Origin of the sequence: Alteribacillus sp. JSM 102045 (genome assembly GCF_041949975.1) — a bacterium.
Lineage (GTDB): Bacteria > Bacillota > Bacilli > Bacillales > Marinococcaceae > Alteribacillus.
Window position 1 is genome coordinate 27,165 of sequence record NZ_JBHFQG010000017.1, and the last position, 17,600, is coordinate 44,764.

Below are 17,600 nucleotides of genomic sequence, written 5' to 3' on the forward strand. Positions count from 1 at the left end.
AGAAAAAGGTATGAACCGACGTCTAGCACGATTGAGAGCTGTCCAGACTTTGTATCAAATGGGACTGACACATGCAGATTGGCAAGAAGCATTAAATAATACTCTTGAAGAAGATGAAACGGCAGATGAATTTTTAATAAGCTCGGTAAAAGGCACTGTAAAGCATCAAGAGGAAATTAATAATTATATAAAAAAGAACCTTGAACACTGGACTTTAGAAAGAGTTGGTAATGTTGATCGTTCTATTCTCCAGAATGCTGTTCATGAAATGTTGTACATGGAAGATGTTCCTCTTCACGTTAGTGTGAACGAAGCAATTGAATTGGCAAAAGCATTTGGAGGAACGGAGTCTGGTAAGTTTGTTAACGGTGTCTTATCAAATATATTAAAAGAATGTGGAAGTGACTAAAAGGAGAGGTTAAGATGACTGCGACAATTATAAACGGGAAAGAAGTAGCTTCGAATTTACGAAATGAGATTAAAGATGAAGTCATTACATTAAGCGTTACTCCTGGACTGGCTGTCATCCTTGTTGGAGACAATCCTGCTTCTAGGTCCTATGTAAAAGGAAAGGAGAAAGCTTCAATAGAAGTAGGCATCTATTCAGAGTTAAAAGAGCTGCCATCAGATATTTCAGAAAAAGAATTGTTGGATATGGTAGAACACTATAACTCACATCCTGATATTCACGGCATCCTTGTACAATTACCGCTCCCTGAACATATTTCAGAGAAGAAAGTAATTGAACATATTTCTCCTGAAAAAGACGTAGATGGCTTTCACCCTGTTAACATTGGCCGTATGATGACTGGAAAGGATGCTTTTTTACCTTGTACGCCATTTGGTATTTTACAGATGTTAAAATACAAAAACATAAGTACAGAAGGTAAGCATGCAGTAATAGTAGGACGCAGCAACATTGTCGGTAAACCGGTAGGCCAGCTTCTTTTAAATGAAAATGCAACTGTTACATATTGTCATTCTAAAACTCCTGACTTAGCATCGTTTACGACTCAAGCCGATATTTTAATTGCGGCTGCAGGAAGGGCTGAGTTTATTGATGAAACGCATGTTAAAAAAGGAGCGGTTGTTATAGATGTAGGGATGAATCGTAAAGAAAACGGAAAACTTTGTGGAGATGTTGCTTATGATAATGTGAAAGAAAAAGCTTCTTATATTACTCCAGTACCCGGTGGCGTTGGTCCTATGACGATAACAATGCTGCTTTATAACACCTTACAGTCAGCTAAAAAGCATTTAGAAAGGGTCTAAAACATAATGCTTCTTGAGCACGGAAAATGGACGACGGTTTCTAAGCTTACTACCCACATAAAAAAAACCATTGAAATGGAGCCTGAACTGCAGCAGGTTTGGTTAAGAGCCGAAATTTCTAATTTCAAAAAACATAGCCGCGGCCACATGTATTTTACTTTAAAAGACGAAAAATCAAGAATTTCAGCCGTAATGTTTGCTGGAAACAATCGCTTTTTAACATTTCAGCCTGAAAATGGTATGAAAGTGCTGATTAAAGGTAATGTTTCAGTATATGAACCATTTGGCCAATATCAACTTTATGTTAACGAGATGCAGCCAGATGGCATCGGCCAATTGTATATTCAATATGAAAAAATGAAAAAGCAATTGGAAGCAGAGGGGCTTTTTTCACCAGAAAGAAAGAAGCAGTTACCTATATTCCCGCGTGAGATAGCTATTATAACCTCGCCAACGGGTGCCGCTATTAAAGATATGATGACCACTTTAAAACGGCGTTGTCCTTTGATTAGAATTACGTTATTTCCTGTACTCGTTCAAGGTGAAAATGCTCCTGCTTCTATTGCTTCTGCTATGGAAAAAGCTGAGTTAATGGGCGGGTTTGATGTAATCATATTTGGAAGAGGCGGCGGCTCTATTGAAGAATTGTGGGCTTTTAATGAAGAGACGGTCGCCCGAAAAATTGCTTCTTTATCGATCCCCACAATTTCAGCAGTAGGGCATGAAACAGATTTTACTATAGCTGATTTCACAGCTGATCTCAGGGCAGCAACTCCTACGGCTGCTGCTGAGCTTGCTGTACCTGTTCTACACGAATTAGAGAAGCAGCATTTGCAGCTGAAAACAAGGCTGTATAAAGCGTTAAAAGATCAAACGAAAAGAGAAAGTGAAAAGCTTGAGCGTATTAAACGGTCTTACGCATTTAGATACCCAACGCACCTAATAAAACAGAAAGAACAGGAGCTGGACCGTTTAATAGAAAGGTTAACCAAATCTTTATCAACTAAAAAGGAGTTGCAGTTGGAGCAGCTACACTCTTTTATAAGACGTCTTGAACGCCAGCATCCTTCTAGGCTGCTTGAAAGTGAAAAGTCAAGACTTATCCAAACAACTGAAAAGACTCATAAAGTAATGAATCGTCATATTATGAATGAAAATAATCGTTTTGTTCATGTCCTTCAAAAGCTTAACCTCCTTAATCCTCTTCAAGTAATGCAAAGGGGATATAATGTGACCTATGATCAAAAAGAAAGTTTAGTGACCTCTATACACCAAATTGAACCAGGTGAAAAACTTACCATGTACATTCAGGATGGTACAGTGTATGCTAAAGCCGAATCAATTTCTAATAAAACACTGTGGCAAAGCAATATAAATGCAAAAGGGGATGGCGACCATGACAAATGAAATTTATGAAAACATATCGTTTGAAAAGGCGATGGAAAAATTAGAAACGATTGTAGAAAAACTTGAAGAAGGAGAAGTCCCTTTAGAAAAAGCCATTGCTATGTATCAAGAAGGTATGAATCTTTCCAATGTTTGTCATGAAAAGCTGCAGCGGGTAGAAAAACAAATGGATAGAATGGTCGAGGAAGATGGGGAAATCAAGCCTCTGTTATCCGAGGAGGATGAAGAGTGAGCATATCGGAATTACAAGCATTTATTTCTCGATATAAGATTGAATTAGAAAAGAGGCTCCCACCATTTTTGGAAAGTTTAAATTGTCCCTTTTCCTTAAAAGAAGCTATTCTGTATTCCATTAATGCGGGGGGGAAAAGAGTCCGCCCTTTATTAATGCTCGCTGCGATTCAATCATATAGAAGCATAAAAGAATCTGATTATAAGGTTGCTTGTGCAGTAGAAATGGTGCACACCTATTCATTAATTCATGATGACCTGCCATCTATGGACGATGATGATTACCGCCGAGGTAAACCTACTAACCACAAAGTTTTTGGTGAAGCTTTTGCTGTCCTGGCTGGTGATGCGTTATTAACTAAAGCCTTTGAAGTTATTAGTTCCATTAATGAGCTCGATGCCAATATCAAGATAGCCCTAATAAGAGAATTGGCCAAAGCTGCCGGAGCAGAAGGAATGGTGGGCGGACAGGCAGCAGACCTTGATGGTGAAGGAAAAGATCTTTCAATCGAGGAGCTTGAGTATATTCATCGTCATAAAACAGGTGATCTATTAAGTTTTTCAATAGTTGCCGGAGGAATTTTAGGAGAAGCACCAAATGCAGATATGGAATGTATTCGTGCTTTTTCAAGAGAGCTGGGACTCGTATTTCAAATCAAAGATGATATCTTGGATATTGAAGGTGACTCAGAAGAAATGGGAAAAGCAGCTGGAAGTGATGAAGGCAGAGGTAAAAGCACTTACCCAAGACTATTAACACTCGGCGGTGCGAAAGAAAAACTCTTTCTTCATGCAGATAATGCAAAAGAATACTTACGGTCTTTATCAGGAAATCCCCTGCTTTTGGAGAATTTTGTCCATTATATTACGGAGCGTTCAAAATAAATTTTGCCACATTTTAATTATTTGTGCTGAGTTTTTAACTCGTGGTATAATAGTGATACAAATCTCGGATGGCGCAGTATTCTAGTCGATTCTCCATTCTCGAGGGCGGGCCTAAAAATCCGCTGAAGGGCACATCGATGAAGTTCCTGATATCGGCTCGAAGCGCCCAGCTTTGGGTCGATGTTGGGAGTAAAGGCGTAAGGGCGATCCACAAAGGCATGTGGGCGTGAACCCTTTCGCCGCGGAGGCTTCTTATTTGGACTAAATAAGAGGTAAGACCTGCACGACATGCCACAAGGGAAGGTATGTATGCAGCGTAGCCTGCCTTGAGTGGAGTAGCGGGGAAGGTAACTTTTAGAAAGATATGACGTCGGCCAACGAATATCTTGCTATTACCTGAAACCTGCTCTGCAAAAGAGGCTAAGAGAGTGGCACGGAATTGCCGAGGAAAACTCCTAGACTGTTCTTACAGACGAATAAAGCGGATTGCAGTGTGTGCTAAGTGGTAATCTAGTCTGATGTCCGGCGACGGCATCAAGTCGTTTTTAAAGGGAAACCACCAGGGCGGCGACGCTCTGGCAAACGGCTGGGAAAACCTACTGGACCTAAGACACAATGTTTACGCTTTATCTCGGCCATCCGATGTCTACATATGTTTATTTTAACCCAAATTCGTGAAATATATTAGGGGATTATGGAAATAATGAAAAATATAATGAAAAGATCTATACATTGGAGCGTTTTAATTGCCGTTATCACCCTGGTGTTAGCGGCTATTTTTTCAATTATATCCACTGCTGTATTATCAGGGGTGGGGTGGGCCATCGGAATGATTATTGTTTTAGTTATCGTGTTAATAGGTGTTTTCTTTGATATGATTGGAGTAGCAGCAACTGCTGCCTCTGAAAAACCTTTTCATGCGATGGCCTCAAAAAAAATCCCAGGTGCTTACCAGGCGATGAAGATAACCAGAAACGCGGATAAAGTAGCAAACTTTTGTGCGGATGTTATTGGTGACATTTCCGGGGTAGTTAGTGGAACAGCAGCTTCAGCTGTGGTCATACAATTAACATTTGCTGCTGATTCTGCTGATGGAAGTACGCTTCAATTTATTTTGAATGTGATTTTCACAGCTGTAGTAGCTGCATTAACTGTTGGGGGAAAAGCGCTAGGCAAAACATTTGCAATTACTTTTTCCACTGCAATTATTTTACAGGTAGGCCGTATCTTTTATGTACTTGAAAATAAATTGAAAATCACTTTTTTTAATAAAAAATCGACCAAAAAAACAAAGAATGTTTAAAACGACTGAAAGTGAGGGTTCGCTTCATGGATTTAAAAACGATAAAGGACCCGGCATTTGTACAAGCATGCAGCCGAAAAGAATTAGAAGGATTGGCTCAGGAGATAAGAGACTTTCTCATCAGTAAGCTGTCGGTCACAGGAGGACATCTAGGGCCGAATTTAGGTGTGGTTGAATTAACACTTGCATTACATTCCCTTTATCATACACCAAAAGATAAAATTATTTGGGATGTTGGTCATCAAACTTATGTGCATAAAATTTTGACCGGACGGGCCGATCAATTTGACAGGCTTCGTAAATATAAAGGTTTATGCGGTTTTCCAAAAAGAGATGAAAGCGAACATGATGTTTGGGAAACAGGGCACAGCTCCACCTCACTTTCTGCTGCAATGGGGATGGCCGTTGCGAGAGACTTAAAAGGAAGCAATGACCAAATAGCCGCTGTTATAGGAGACGGTGCATTAACAGGAGGAATGGCTCTAGAAGCATTAAACCACATTGGTCATGAGCAGACTAATTTGACCATTATTTTAAATGACAATGAGATGTCTATAGCTCCAAATGTAGGAGCACTTCATAGTGTTCTTGGTCGTCTTAGAACGACAGGTAAATATCAAAAAGTAAAAGACGATATCGAGTTTTTAATCAAAAAAATACCTGCTTTTGGAGGGAGACTGGCTTCAACGGCCGAACGTGTGAAAGACAGTTTAAAATATTTGCTCGTTTCTGGCATGTTTTTTGAAGAAATGGGTTTTACCTACCTTGGACCGGTAGACGGCCACGATTTCGATGACCTTATGTCTAATATCAAATACGGGAGAGATACAAAAGGGCCCGTAATTGTGCACGTTTTAACAAAAAAAGGAAAAGGCTACGCTCCAGCTGAAAATGATGCCAAAGGTACATGGCATGGACTGGGACCTTATAAAATTGAATCAGGGGAAGTTGTGAAAAAGCCTGGCCCCCCAGCATACAGTGCTGTTTTCAGCAGTACGCTGCAAAGACTTGCCCGTCAAGATGAAAGAATCGTAGCTTTAACAGCTGCTATGCCAGGAGGCACTAAGCTAGACCAATTTGGTGCTGAATTCCCTGATAGGATGTTTGATGTCGGGATTGCTGAACAGCACGCTACTACCATGGCAGGCGGACTTGCTACCCAGGGAATGAAACCTGTATTTGCGGTGTATTCAACCTTTTTACAAAGAGGTTATGACCAACTTGTCCACGATGTCTGCAGACAGAATTTAAATGTGTTGTTTGCTATCGATAGAGCAGGTCTTGTGGGTGCTGATGGAGAAACCCACCAAGGTGTATTTGATATTGCTTATTTACGTCATCTGCCAAATATGAAAATTTTGATGCCAAAAGATGAGAATGAACTGCAGCATATGATTTATACTGCTGTCCAATACGATGACGGACCAATTGCTGTTAGATATCCGAGAGGCAACGGTTATGGAGTAGAAATGGACGATAACTTGAAAGAGTTAGAAATAGGTAAGTGGGAAGTATTAAGAGATGGGAAAGACGCTACCATATTAACTTTTGGTACAATGATTCCGGCAGCTATGGAAGCATCAAAGGCATTGTCTGAACAAAATATACATGTACGTGTTGTAAATGCTCGTTCTGCTAAGCCTCTAGACGAAGACATGCTTCAAGAATTACAAGAAGAGAACCAGCCTATTCTAACGTTAGAAGAAGCAGCCTTAAAGGGTAGTTTTGGAAGTGCTGTTCTTGAACATTATCATGACACTGGCTGTCATCACATCGTTATAGATCGTATGGGAATTCCGGACAGGTACATTGAACATGGCAGTGTACCTGAACTTTATAAAGAAATAGGGTTGACAGCCGAAGAGGTTATGAACAAAATATATGCATTGGTGCCTAGAAAACAGCAAAGGGCGTAATTCATGAAAAAAGAACGAATAGATGTACTGCTTGTAGAACAAGGCTTTTTTGAGTCGAGGGAAAAAGCAAAAAGATCCATTATGGCCGGATTGGTATTAGCTGATAATGAGCGTGTTGACAAACCCGGAACAAAAATTGAAAGGACTGCTGATCTTCGCCTTAAAGGAGAACCTGTTCCCTATGTCAGCCGGGGCGGGCTTAAACTGGAAAAAGCATTAAAAGTATTTCCGCTCGATCTTAAAGATAAAATTGTTTTAGACATTGGAGCTTCTACTGGTGGATTTACAGACTGTGCTCTGCAGAATGGCGCTTCAAGAGTATATGCTGTGGACGTAGGGTACAATCAGCTGGCCTGGAAACTTCGGAAGCATGAAAAGGTCGAAGTTATGGAACGTTTTAATTTCCGTTATGCTGCCCCTGAGCATTTTCAAAAAGGTAAACCGGAAGCAGCTGTAGCTGACGTATCTTTTATTTCTTTAAAGCTTCTTTTGCCGCCATTAAGTAATATATTAGCAGAAGACAGCCAAGTTTGTTTATTGATAAAACCACAGTTTGAAGCCGGCCGGGAAAAAGTTGGTAAAAAAGGTATTATTCGTGATGCAAAGGTTCACCGGCAGGTTATTGATGACATACTTTTCTTTGCCGAATCAGCAGGCTTTACGCCAAAAGGTATTGATTATTCTCCAATAACCGGCGGTGATGGTAATATCGAGTTTTTATTATATATGCAATGGCAGCCTGTAATTAAAAATAATGATATAATTTCGGAAACCGTCATCTCTACAGTAGTTGAAAACGCCCACTTGCATTTTAATTCCGTTCAATGAGGCGAAAAGGGTTAATCTCCTTGTCTGAACGGAAACCCTCCTTTTTCATTTTCATGCGCATTCCTTTCCTTCTCTATATTTTTACTCAAAAATTTGTATAAATATAAAAAGTTAGGTATGATACAAATAGCTTTTTTTGCTATGTATAAATATTTTGATTCACCTAGAGGAGGTTGCACATGAATAAAGGGCAGCGTCATATTAAAATCAGAGAACTAATTACAGATTTAGATATAGAGACACAAGATGAATTAGTGGATCGATTAAAAAAAGGCGGGTATAACGTCACCCAGGCCACTGTGTCTAGAGATATAAAAGAACTGCACCTTGTTAAGGTGCCGACCATGGATGGAAGATATAAATACAGCTTGCCCGCCGATCAGAGGTTCAACCCGTTACAAAAGCTGAAAAGGGCACTTATTGACAGTTTTATCGGGATAGACCAGGCAGATAATCTTATTGTCATGAAAACTCTACCAGGAAACGCAAATGCCGTCGCAGTATTGATTGATAATTTAGATTGGGAAGAAATACTGGGCACGATTTGCGGAGATGATACGATATTAATTATTTGCAGGAATAAAAAACAGGCAGGACCTATTGTAGACAGGTTTCTTGAAATGCTTTAATTAAGAACATAATCGAGGTGCTCCCATGCTCGAAGAACTTTCAATAAAAAATTTCGCGATTATTGAAGAATTAACGGTTCCCTTCGGCCAGGGGCTGACTGTATTAACAGGAGAAACAGGAGCCGGAAAATCCATTATAATTGATGCTATCGGCTTATTAATTGGCGGACGCGGTTCAGTAGAATATGTTCGGCATGGAGAAAAGCGAGCAGAGATAGAAGGTTTATTTCGAGTGGACCAAGCGCATCCTTCAAGAAAAAAACTGGAGGAAGCTGGCATTGAAGTGGAAGAAGAGATGGTGGTATTAAGAAGAGATATTACGGATCAAGGGAAAAGCGTCTGCCGTATTAATGGAAAATTAGTGACATTAGCAATTTTACGGGAAACTGGACAGTCTTTAGTGGACATACATGGACAGCATGAACATCAGGAATTAATGCAGTTAGAGAAACATATATCGATGTTAGATCGTTTTGCTGGTAAAAAGCTTGAAGAAACCCTTACTGACTACAAAAGTAGATTCAAAACATTTACCAAACTTCAATCTGAATTAAAAAAATGGCAAGAAAATGATCAAGAATCGGCCAATCGCCTTGACTTTATTCAATATCAATTAGAAGAAATTGAAAAAGCTGGTTTAACCCCTGGAGAAGATGATGAATTAGAAAAAGAGAGACATATTTTAGCAAATAGTGAAAAATTATTCAGTCAGTTAAATAATACCTATGAAAGTCTCTACGGGGAAGGTAAAGCCCTGGATTGGGCTGGTCTTGCTATGTCGCATTCAGAAGAAGCGGCAGCGATAGATAATGATTTAGAAAAAGTGAACGAATCCATTCATACTGCTTATTACATGCTTGAAGAAGCAGCTTTTTCACTTAGAAGCCATGTAGATTCTTTATCCTTTGATCCAGAACGGTTAAACGAAATTGAAACGAGATTAGATGAGATTAACAAGCTAAAAAGAAAATATGGAAATTCAGTCACCGAAATTCTTGAATTTTCTTCTAAAATTGAAGAAGAAATGGTTGAGCTGTCAAATAAAGATGAAAAAATTCAAGAAATCGAAGAAAAGCTAAAATCCATTGCCTTAGATTTAAAAGCTGAAGCTGATACTTTGAGAGACTTACGGGTGCAGGCAGGGGAAAAGCTTGCAGCAGATATAAAATCTGAACTCAAAGCTCTTCATATGGAAAAAGCGGAAATGGAAGTAAGCTTAAAAGATTTAACCAAAGGAAAAGAGTTTGAATGGGAACATGGAAGTACCATTTTTTTTAATGAGAATGGAAGAGATAAAATTGAGTTTTTATTGGCTGCTAATGCGGGAGAACCCTTAAAACCACTTTCAAAAGTTGCTTCCGGGGGCGAAATTTCCAGAGTTATGCTGGCAATGAAAACTATTTTGTCAGGGTTTCAGCATGTTACTTCTTTAATATTTGATGAAGTTGATACCGGTGTAAGCGGTCGTGTTGCTCAAGCTATAGCACAAAAAATTTATCAGGTGTCTGTAGGTTCACAAGTATTATGTATATCTCATCTCCCCCAGGTTGCTGCGATGGCTGATAATCATTTGTATATTGAGAAAAAAGAAAAAAAAGACCGAGTCATTACTACAGTAAAACCAATAGATGGAAAAAAGAAAACGGACGAAATTGCCAGAATGATCTCTGGAGTAGAAATAACGGAATTGACAAGAGAAAATGCAAATGAGTTATTAATTATGGCCGAAAAAATCAAATCCAATTCATGAAAAGCTGACCAAAACAGGTCGGCTTTTTTAATTGACCAGGCTTATAAATACTTTATCAAGAGGCAATTATATGAATACAGCAGATAACTTATATGGGGACGAGGAGGATTTATTGCATGGATTGGGGGAGAAGATTAACTGGTATTTTGTTATTATTATTATTTACCTTATGTATAACAAATGATACCGTACAAACGTATTTAAATATTCCAGATGAAATTATTTTTTTTGATTCAGAATTAGAAAATGCCGATGTAAAGAACAGCATTCAAAATAAATTAGATTTAACAGATGCAAAAAATGTGCAAATTAATGAAAACAAAGAAAAATCGACGGCCACGATAAAAGTAAATGCCTTGCCAAAAAAACAGACCAGCATTAAAACCATTCCAGATTTGAAAATGATTCCGGGTGGAGATTCTATAGGAGTAAAGCTTCAATCCGATGGAGTGATGGTCGTAGGTTTTCATGAAGTAACTGCAGAGAATGGCAGAATTTCTCCAGCAAAACAAGCAGGTATGAAAGCAGGAGATCGAATAATATCTATAAATGGCAAAAAAGTAAAGGATTTAGAAGATGTTGTTCAAAGCTTAAAACAAACTGATAAAAATGATTCGGTAACATTTCTTGTAAAAAGAGAAAATGAAGAGAAAACAATAAAAGTTAAGATGGAAGAAGGAAAAAACGGCTGTGTCATCGGGGCTTATATACGTAATGCTGCTTCAGGAGTAGGAACGTTAACGTTTTATGAACCTAAAAGCGGTAAATTTGGCGCATTAGGACATGTTATTGCTGATTCTGATACTAAAAAGCCTGTAGTTGTAGAAGATGGCACGATTGTCAGATCTTCTGTCACCTCTATTGAAAGGGGTTCAAATGGAAAACCTGGTGAAAAACAGGCAATGCTGTCTACTGGTAATGACATACTTGGAAAAGTAACGAAAAACAGCTCATTTGGGGTATTTGGCCAACTTTATACAAATAAACTGTTAAAAAAGCCTTTATATTCTAAACCACTTCCGATAGCATTTGCTCATGAAGTCAAAAAGGGACCGGCCGAAATATTAACGGTTTTAGAAGGAGAAAAGGTTGAAAAATTTGATATTGAGATCGTTCAATCCGTTCCTCAACTTCATCCTGCTTCAAAAGGAATGGTGATTAAAGTGACCGATAAAGAATTACTAGAAAAAACCGGAGGAATTATACAAGGAATGAGCGGAAGCCCAATTATTCAAAACGGAAAACTTATTGGTGCAGTCACTCACGTCTTTGTTAATGATTCCACCTCGGGATATGCATCTCATATTGAATGGATGCTTGAAGAAGCTGGAATTGATACGTATGTAAAAGAAAGGAAAGAAGCTGGTTAAGGAAAACTGATTTCAGTTTTCCTTTTTTGGTATTGGATATATTTTTAATTGTGGTACTATTAAGTAAATAACTATAAGCATGTTTATTTTTCGACAAAAACATACATTTCAGCCTTTGTCAAATGTCGAAAGGCGACAATATATCTAGAAAATGAAAGGTCTAATGAGCTCTATTATATTTATTAAGGAATTTTGAGTAAATGAAAGGGTATTTGGCAGACTTGTCGAAAACAATATACAGACCTTGGTGAAGAAAAAATGAAGGAGGTTCTCGCGTGAATAAAATCAAAGTATGTGTAGCTGATGATAACAGAGAATTGGTCGGTTTATTAAATGAATATATTGGTGCACAGGAAGATATGGAAGTTACAGGAAGCGCTTATAACGGACAGGAATGTTTGAAAGTAGTGGAAGACACTAAGCCTAACGTTCTTGTACTTGATATTATTATGCCTCATTTGGATGGATTAGCAGTTTTAAATAAAATTAATTCCGGGGATTATAATCCTCGTCCAAAAATTATTATGCTTACGGCTTTTGGTCAGGAAGATGTAACTAAAAAAGCCGTTAACCTTGGTGCTTCTTATTATGTTTTAAAACCATTTGATATGGAAACGTTGATTTCAAACATTAGAGAAGTATACGGAGAGGAATCATCTGTCGTACAGCAGACAATAGGCCATGATAATAAAGAAAGCAAAGAAGAGCCAGAAATTAATTTAAACCAAAGCATAACAAATATTATTCATGAAATAGGCGTTCCTGCACATATTAAAGGATACATGTATTTAAGGGAAGCAATCTCAATGGTATATAATGATATTGATTTGTTAGGCTCTATAACAAAGGTACTTTATCCTGATATCGCAAAGAAATATAACACTACATCAAGCAGAGTGGAACGAGCTATTCGACATGCCATTGAAGTGGCATGGAGCAGAGGAAATTTTGAGTCCATTTCACGCATGTTCGGCTACACGATTAATGTTTCTAAAGCCAAACCGACGAATTCAGAATTTATTGCTATGGTAGCAGATAAATTGAGACTAGAGCATAAAGTCAGTTAACGTCTAAATATGAAAACCGTCCCTATTGTGAACTGCACCCCGTCAAGTAGACAATAAAAATAATAAAAAGAATCTAAGCGGCATTATCCCTGTATTCCATAGGGGTAAGGCCGTTTAATCGTTTTTGTAATCGATTGTAATTATCAAAGTGCATGTAGTCATTAATAGCTTGTTTCAGCTCATCAAATGTAATTTATGTAAATAATACTTCTCACTGAGTGCCCCAAAAAGATTCCATCGGTCCATTATCAATGCATTTCCCTACCCGAGACATACTAGGCTTTATTTCTGCTTCCGTTTAAATTGAGGAGAAGTGTATTGAAAGCCACGATCGCTATGGAGGAGGGGAGTTGCATCAGGAAAGACTTCGGTCGCCTGATTTAATGTTTTAAAGACCAATGGATTGTTATTGGACGTGCCTAAGACATAACTCACAATCGATCCATCGTACAAATCAAGAATGGCACTGAGATAGGCTTTGTGAGACGAGCCATATTTGAATTCCGTGACATCCGTCACCCACTTTTCATTCAGATGATCGGCCTTAAATTCTCGATTGAGCACATTCTCCGCAACGTGTTGAGGATTCGATTTCCCATACTGTTTTTTCTTTCGGCGAATGACCGATTGCAGGCCAGCGACCCCCATTAAGCGGTAGATCCGTTTTTCATTTAAGGGCATCTGGAACATCTTCGCATATTCATCGTCATCCTTCGGCACCCATAGACCCCTTCTACCTTGTGATGCAGCTGGTTTATTTTCTCCAGGATCTTTTGATTTAGTTTTTCATTTTTCGTAGGGGTGCGATTTTTCCACTTGTAGTACGCGGAGCGAGCAATGCCCGCCACTTCACACAATAAAGAAATGGACAGGTGATCCGATTGATGGAGCTCTTGAATGGCTAAGTAGGTATTTTCGGTCCGAACCTGATTTATTTTCGCTTCCTTTCGATTTCCTCCAACTTTTTTAAGAATGCGTTCTCCGCACGTAGCCGTTCATTATCTTTTTCCAGCTTCTTCATCTGTAACGCCGTTTTTTCTTCTGGGGTGAGTTCGTCTTCCATCTTCGCTCTCCCGCGCCGATCTCGAAGGGCATCTTCGCCTCCTTCTTCGTATTTTCGGGTCCATTGATACACTTGTTGGTAGGACACATTATACCGTTCAGCGATGGTTTGATAGTCCTTCTTATTCTCTATAAAATCTCTAGCTATAAAAACTCGTTCTTCTAATTTGGTTGTTCTTCCTTTGGTCATTGGACGATTCACTCTTTTCCCCGTGGTTTTTTTCATCTTTTTTTGACCATTATACTGCTTTATCCACTTTCGCAAAACCGACTGACTGGATATCCCGAAACGAATGGTAACCTCCGCCAGAGAATACTTCCCTGAGAGATAGTCGTGGACCGCCTGTAATTTTGTTTCTTTCGAATAAGGGGTCCAGCTTTTGGAAGATTGTAAGGCTTCGAGGCCAAGGTAATTGTATTTTCTTCTCCAATCTTTGAAGGTGGATAAGCTAATCTGATAGTGTTCTATGATTTCTTTAATGGAAGAACGACCTTTTTCAAAAGCTTGGATAACCTCAAGCTTTTCTTGTTGTTTAGGAAATTATATTTTTCGAATTGTGGATAACTATCTCCCTACTGTTTGATTAGCGTCTAGCTTCAGCGCCCAGCCTCTCGGAGGCCCAAGACGGTTTAAGGAACTTTGCTAGAATCGCGAACATCGTGTTCGCAACGCAAAAGTCAGCACATCCTGTGCAAGCCAGTTTGACGTTGTCACAGGACGTGACGTTCTTAGTCGAACATCCTTTAGGACCCTTCTGCTAAAGACGCACACGTCGATGCACAGGACGTGGCGTTTTTGGCGACGAAAGTGCAACGCAGAAGTCACCACATCCTGTGGAAGTAAGAGCGCCTTTCATGACTGAAGAACATTTACCTGTCGAGGCTGAACAGGGCGCTTGCGCTTTTGTTCTGCATTAAACCGACTCTGTGCCATAAAAATACTCCCCTCCAGGCCAAACAGATTTTTTATTTTATCTGTCTACCATTTGGGGAGCATATCATTGTAGGGGCGGTTTATTATTTTGGGAAATATATGATTCGAAAAGTCTGGATACGGTGGAAGAACTTTCTGTATATGGACGCAGTTGGTTAATTCTTCTGGAAGAAGGTTCGTACTGTATAACATAATGTTCACCATTATATGAAGCAAGATATATATCAAATCCATGTCTTGTTTCTACAAATTGAAACAATTTTTTCCCTCCCATTAATTAATTTATTACTTTATCTTTTATCTACATTCCCAGATGTATGCATGTAATCCCTCCCAATTGGACCATACTAGAAAAAGGCTAAAAAAAGGGGGGAACAACACCGTGACTAAGATTCAAGGGAAAGCATGCTTTCATGAGAAAACAAAAACTCTTGCTGATCAAATTGATGAAAATCAAATAGCAGTGATTGCTCATGAAGATATAGATCCTATAGCTGCTGAGAGCTTAATAAGAAAAAAAGTCAAAGCTGTTATAAACTTAAAGCGCTCCATGAGCGGGGATTTTTTTCATGAAGGAGTGAAAAGGCTGTTAAAACATAAAATAAAAATATTTGATATTAATTCAGAAAGTGAGATTGGTAAATGGATACATGGAAGAGAGATAGAAATTAACAATAATTATTTATTTGTGATTTATTCTCAAAAGAAATATGAAGTGGGAACCTTGAAAGAATACAGCATGTCTTTTATTCGTTTGCTCGAAGAAAGAGCAAAAAAAAACCTGCCGTTCACTTTTGAAAAATTCAGCAGCAACAGTATTTCTTACGCAGAAAAAGATTTAATACAGCTTTTAGACTGCTGGAAAAAATGGGAAGCAGGATCGGCTTTGCAAGATAAAGACGTATTAATCGTTATTCGCGGGACAGATTATGAAAAAGACTTAGACTGTATAAAAAAACATTTTATAAATAAGAAAAATCCCCTCTCTTTCGTTGCAGTTGACGGTGCAGCTAATGCAATGCTCCGTAAGGGCATGGAGCCTGATTATATCATAGGAGATATGGATTCAGTCAGCAGCAGCGTTTTACAATGCGGGGCTCAATTAATTGTTCATCAAGGAGCCAAAGGGCAAAGTCCGGGGATGAAAAGAGTGAAGCAAAATAAACTGTCTGCTAATACAGTTAAATTTATTGGATTAAGTGAAGATGCTGCAATCGCTTTTGCACTAAAAGAAGGAGCAAAGAAAATTTACTTAGTTGGCGGCCATAGAGATATGGAAGAATATCTCAGTAAAGGGAGAAAAGGAATGGGTTCTTCTTTGTTGATTAAAATGCTGGCTGGAAGCAAAATCATTGATTTGAAAGGTATACATCATCTTTATAACAAAAAGAGCAAAATTCCATCCGTTTTTTGGCGGTTCAGAAAAGCATATCATTCGTTACCTTTCTTGCGCAGTTCAAAACCAAAAAAAGAAATGAGGGAATTAAAAGCGTGAAAACTAGTGTTATTATTCCAGCTTATAATGAAGAAGAACATTTAAGAACCACGTTGCGCACCTTAAAAAAAGCAGACTGGACTAACGAATTAATTGGAGTTAATGATGGAAGCTCTGATGCGAGTGGAAGAATTATGGAAAAGTATTGTGATATCACCATTTCCTTTATCAAAAACCATGGAAAAACGGCAGCTGCAAAAGCGGGATGGTTAGCAAGCAAAGGGGAATATATTGTCATTTTGGATGCTGATCTAAGAGAAAGTGCAGTCTATGGAAAAAGGCTTCTATCCCCTTTGCAAAATAATGAAGCAGACTTAGTCATTGGAACGGTTATGGGAAGCGGTAAAAATGGATTTGGGTTTGTTAAAAGACGAGTACAACGTCTGATTCATAGAAAAAGCGGTTTATTGCTGCAAACTCCTTTGTCAGGACAGAGAGCATTTCACAGAAAGCATATTGAATATTATCACCAGTTAGAAGCAGAGGGGTTTGGTTTAGAAACGATGATGACGTTAAAGGCAATACAAGAAGGATTTAAAATTAAAGAGGTAGAAGTGCCATTTATGCATGATGGAAAAGGATGGGGGCTGCCAGGCATATGGCACCGCGGTAAACAATGGCTGGAGGTGGAAAGGTGCTTATGGAAATATGGAAAATCATACTCGTAAGCACCATTATAATACTTTCCTGGCCGGTTGTAAGAAATATTTCGTTTAAATTCAGCTGGATATCCCTTAACTACAAAAAAACTCATATTCCGTTTACCGTTGGGATAGTTTTATTCATTGCTGTTATTAATTTTATTTGGTTGTGGCCGCCAAATGATCTATTCGCTTTTCTTATTTATGTAGGCGGTCTTTGGACAGCCGGGTGGATTGATGATATATTCGGCACTCGTTTTCCAAAAGGAATAAAAGGTCATTTGCAGTTCTTATTTCAAAAAAGGGAATGGACAACGGGACTTACAAAAATCGTTTTAGTAGGAGCTGCTTCGGGTCTCAGCTTATGTTTAGTCAATAACATTGTACAAGCAGAAACTCTTATAGCACTTTCATTATTGATTTTGTCCCCGCATGTATGTAATTCCCTTGACACACGACCATTAAGAGTTTGGAAATGGTTCAGTATTCATTATTTAATATTTATGTTATTTCTGCTGGGGTCAATATCTATAAGCATTCAAATTTATATTGTTATAGTAATGGCTGTTTGGGGATATATCGAAATGACGAGAAAAGGAATGCTTGGAGATAATGGGGCAGCATTGTCTGGCGGAATAATGGCATGGGTGGCCATGCAATATACCCCTGCCATGTATCAAATTTTGTTAACGGGTATTCTTCTTTTGATGACTTACTTTGCAGAAAAAAACTCCATTCATTCTTTTATTCAAAAAGTCTCTATATTAAAGGAGATTGATCATTGGGGGCGTAGAGAAAAACTGGAATAAA

Annotated in this window: 15 protein-coding genes and 1 pseudogene; 15 read left to right on the forward strand and 1 reads right to left on the reverse strand. The window is 38.6% G+C overall.

Annotation, left to right across the window (positions count from 1 at the left end; all coding sequences use genetic code 11):
• Positions 1 to 10: 10 nt before the first annotated feature.
• The 12 genes from nusB to spo0A all read left to right on the forward strand — a co-directional run bounded on the left by nusB (position 11) and on the right by spo0A (position 12,658).
• Positions 11 to 409 (forward strand): transcription antitermination factor NusB, encoded by a 399-nt coding sequence (gene nusB, locus ACE1TI_RS12370; protein WP_375007884.1) that lies wholly within the window; start codon positions 11 to 13, stop codon positions 407 to 409.
• Between the two features lie 14 nt (positions 410 to 423).
• Positions 424 to 1,272: a bifunctional methylenetetrahydrofolate dehydrogenase/methenyltetrahydrofolate cyclohydrolase FolD gene (gene folD, locus ACE1TI_RS12375; protein WP_375007885.1), complete on the forward strand. Its 849-nt coding sequence runs from the start codon at positions 424 to 426 to the stop codon at positions 1,270 to 1,272.
• 6 nt (positions 1,273 to 1,278) lie between these two features.
• Positions 1,279 to 2,679, forward strand: a complete 1,401-nt coding sequence (gene xseA, locus ACE1TI_RS12380; protein ID WP_375007886.1) for an exodeoxyribonuclease VII large subunit — start codon at positions 1,279 to 1,281, stop codon at positions 2,677 to 2,679.
• On the forward strand, positions 2,669 to 2,911 hold the full coding sequence (gene xseB, locus ACE1TI_RS12385; protein ID WP_375007887.1) for an exodeoxyribonuclease VII small subunit: 243 nt from the start codon (positions 2,669 to 2,671) through the stop codon (positions 2,909 to 2,911). Before xseA ends, xseB begins: the two co-directional genes overlap by 11 nt.
• Positions 2,908 to 3,795 (forward strand): polyprenyl synthetase family protein, encoded by an 888-nt coding sequence (locus tag ACE1TI_RS12390; RefSeq protein WP_375007888.1) that lies wholly within the window; start codon positions 2,908 to 2,910, stop codon positions 3,793 to 3,795. The genes xseB and ACE1TI_RS12390 overlap by 4 nt, the downstream gene beginning before the upstream one ends.
• 703 nt (positions 3,796 to 4,498) lie before the next feature.
• The gene (locus tag ACE1TI_RS12395) at positions 4,499 to 5,098 is read left to right on the forward strand and encodes a hypothetical protein (protein ID WP_375007889.1); all 600 of its coding nucleotides are present in this window, start codon (positions 4,499 to 4,501) and stop codon (positions 5,096 to 5,098) included.
• A 26-nt stretch (positions 5,099 to 5,124) separates the two neighbouring features.
• On the forward strand, positions 5,125 to 7,014 hold the full coding sequence (gene dxs, locus ACE1TI_RS12400; protein ID WP_375007890.1) for a 1-deoxy-D-xylulose-5-phosphate synthase: 1,890 nt from the start codon (positions 5,125 to 5,127) through the stop codon (positions 7,012 to 7,014).
• Between the two features lie 3 nt (positions 7,015 to 7,017).
• The gene (locus ACE1TI_RS12405) at positions 7,018 to 7,842 is read left to right on the forward strand and encodes a TlyA family RNA methyltransferase (protein ID WP_375007891.1); all 825 of its coding nucleotides are present in this window, start codon (positions 7,018 to 7,020) and stop codon (positions 7,840 to 7,842) included.
• Positions 7,843 to 8,021: 179 nt separating this feature from the next.
• Positions 8,022 to 8,471, forward strand: coding sequence for a transcriptional regulator AhrC/ArgR (gene ahrC, locus ACE1TI_RS12410; protein ID WP_375007892.1), 450 nt, complete (start codon positions 8,022 to 8,024; stop codon positions 8,469 to 8,471).
• 25 nt (positions 8,472 to 8,496) lie between these two features.
• On the forward strand, positions 8,497 to 10,221 hold the full coding sequence (recN, locus tag ACE1TI_RS12415) for a DNA repair protein RecN (RefSeq protein WP_375007893.1): 1,725 nt from the start codon (positions 8,497 to 8,499) through the stop codon (positions 10,219 to 10,221).
• A 116-nt stretch (positions 10,222 to 10,337) separates the two neighbouring features.
• A complete protein-coding gene (gene spoIVB, locus ACE1TI_RS12420) occupies positions 10,338 to 11,591 on the forward strand; it encodes a SpoIVB peptidase (RefSeq protein ID WP_375007894.1) in 1,254 nt (417 codons plus the stop codon).
• 275 nt (positions 11,592 to 11,866) lie between these two features.
• The gene (spo0A, locus tag ACE1TI_RS12425; RefSeq protein ID WP_375007895.1) at positions 11,867 to 12,658 is read left to right on the forward strand and encodes a sporulation transcription factor Spo0A; all 792 of its coding nucleotides are present in this window, start codon (positions 11,867 to 11,869) and stop codon (positions 12,656 to 12,658) included.
• 73 nt (positions 12,659 to 12,731) lie between these two features.
• On the opposite strand, the pseudogene ACE1TI_RS12430 reads toward spo0A, so the two are convergent.
• Positions 12,732 to 14,249, reverse strand: a pseudogene (locus tag ACE1TI_RS12430) (IS3 family transposase); the annotation flags it as partial.
• 787 nt (positions 14,250 to 15,036) lie between these two features.
• Here ACE1TI_RS12430 and steA point away from each other — a divergent pair.
• Genes steA through ACE1TI_RS12445 form a run of 3 tightly spaced genes read left to right on the forward strand, consistent with a single transcriptional unit; the run spans position 15,037 to position 17,599 of the window.
• A complete protein-coding gene (gene steA, locus ACE1TI_RS12435; RefSeq protein ID WP_375007896.1) occupies positions 15,037 to 16,149 on the forward strand; it encodes a putative cytokinetic ring protein SteA in 1,113 nt (370 codons plus the stop codon).
• A complete protein-coding gene (locus ACE1TI_RS12440) occupies positions 16,146 to 16,817 on the forward strand; it encodes a glycosyltransferase family 2 protein (RefSeq protein ID WP_375007897.1) in 672 nt (223 codons plus the stop codon). The genes steA and ACE1TI_RS12440 overlap by 4 nt, the downstream gene beginning before the upstream one ends.
• Positions 16,790 to 17,599, forward strand: coding sequence for a hypothetical protein (locus ACE1TI_RS12445; protein ID WP_375007898.1), 810 nt, complete (start codon positions 16,790 to 16,792; stop codon positions 17,597 to 17,599). Before ACE1TI_RS12440 ends, ACE1TI_RS12445 begins: the two co-directional genes overlap by 28 nt.
• Position 17,600 lies beyond the last annotated feature (1 nt).

Coding starts and splice junctions, on each gene's coding strand:
- nusB (WP_375007884.1), top strand. CDS start 11: ATGAACCGACGTCTAGCACGATTGAGAGCTGTCCAGACTTTGTATCAA.
- folD (WP_375007885.1), top strand. CDS start 424: ATGACTGCGACAATTATAAACGGGAAAGAAGTAGCTTCGAATTTACGA.
- xseA (WP_375007886.1), top strand. CDS start 1,279: ATGCTTCTTGAGCACGGAAAATGGACGACGGTTTCTAAGCTTACTACC.
- xseB (WP_375007887.1), top strand. CDS start 2,669: ATGACAAATGAAATTTATGAAAACATATCGTTTGAAAAGGCGATGGAA.
- ACE1TI_RS12395 (WP_375007889.1), top strand. CDS start 4,499: ATGAAAAATATAATGAAAAGATCTATACATTGGAGCGTTTTAATTGCC.
- dxs (WP_375007890.1), top strand. CDS start 5,125: ATGGATTTAAAAACGATAAAGGACCCGGCATTTGTACAAGCATGCAGC.
- ACE1TI_RS12405 (WP_375007891.1), top strand. CDS start 7,018: ATGAAAAAAGAACGAATAGATGTACTGCTTGTAGAACAAGGCTTTTTT.
- ahrC (WP_375007892.1), top strand. CDS start 8,022: ATGAATAAAGGGCAGCGTCATATTAAAATCAGAGAACTAATTACAGAT.
- recN (WP_375007893.1), top strand. CDS start 8,497: ATGCTCGAAGAACTTTCAATAAAAAATTTCGCGATTATTGAAGAATTA.
- spoIVB (WP_375007894.1), top strand. CDS start 10,338: ATGGATTGGGGGAGAAGATTAACTGGTATTTTGTTATTATTATTATTT.
- ACE1TI_RS12445 (WP_375007898.1), top strand. CDS start 16,790: ATGGAAATATGGAAAATCATACTCGTAAGCACCATTATAATACTTTCC.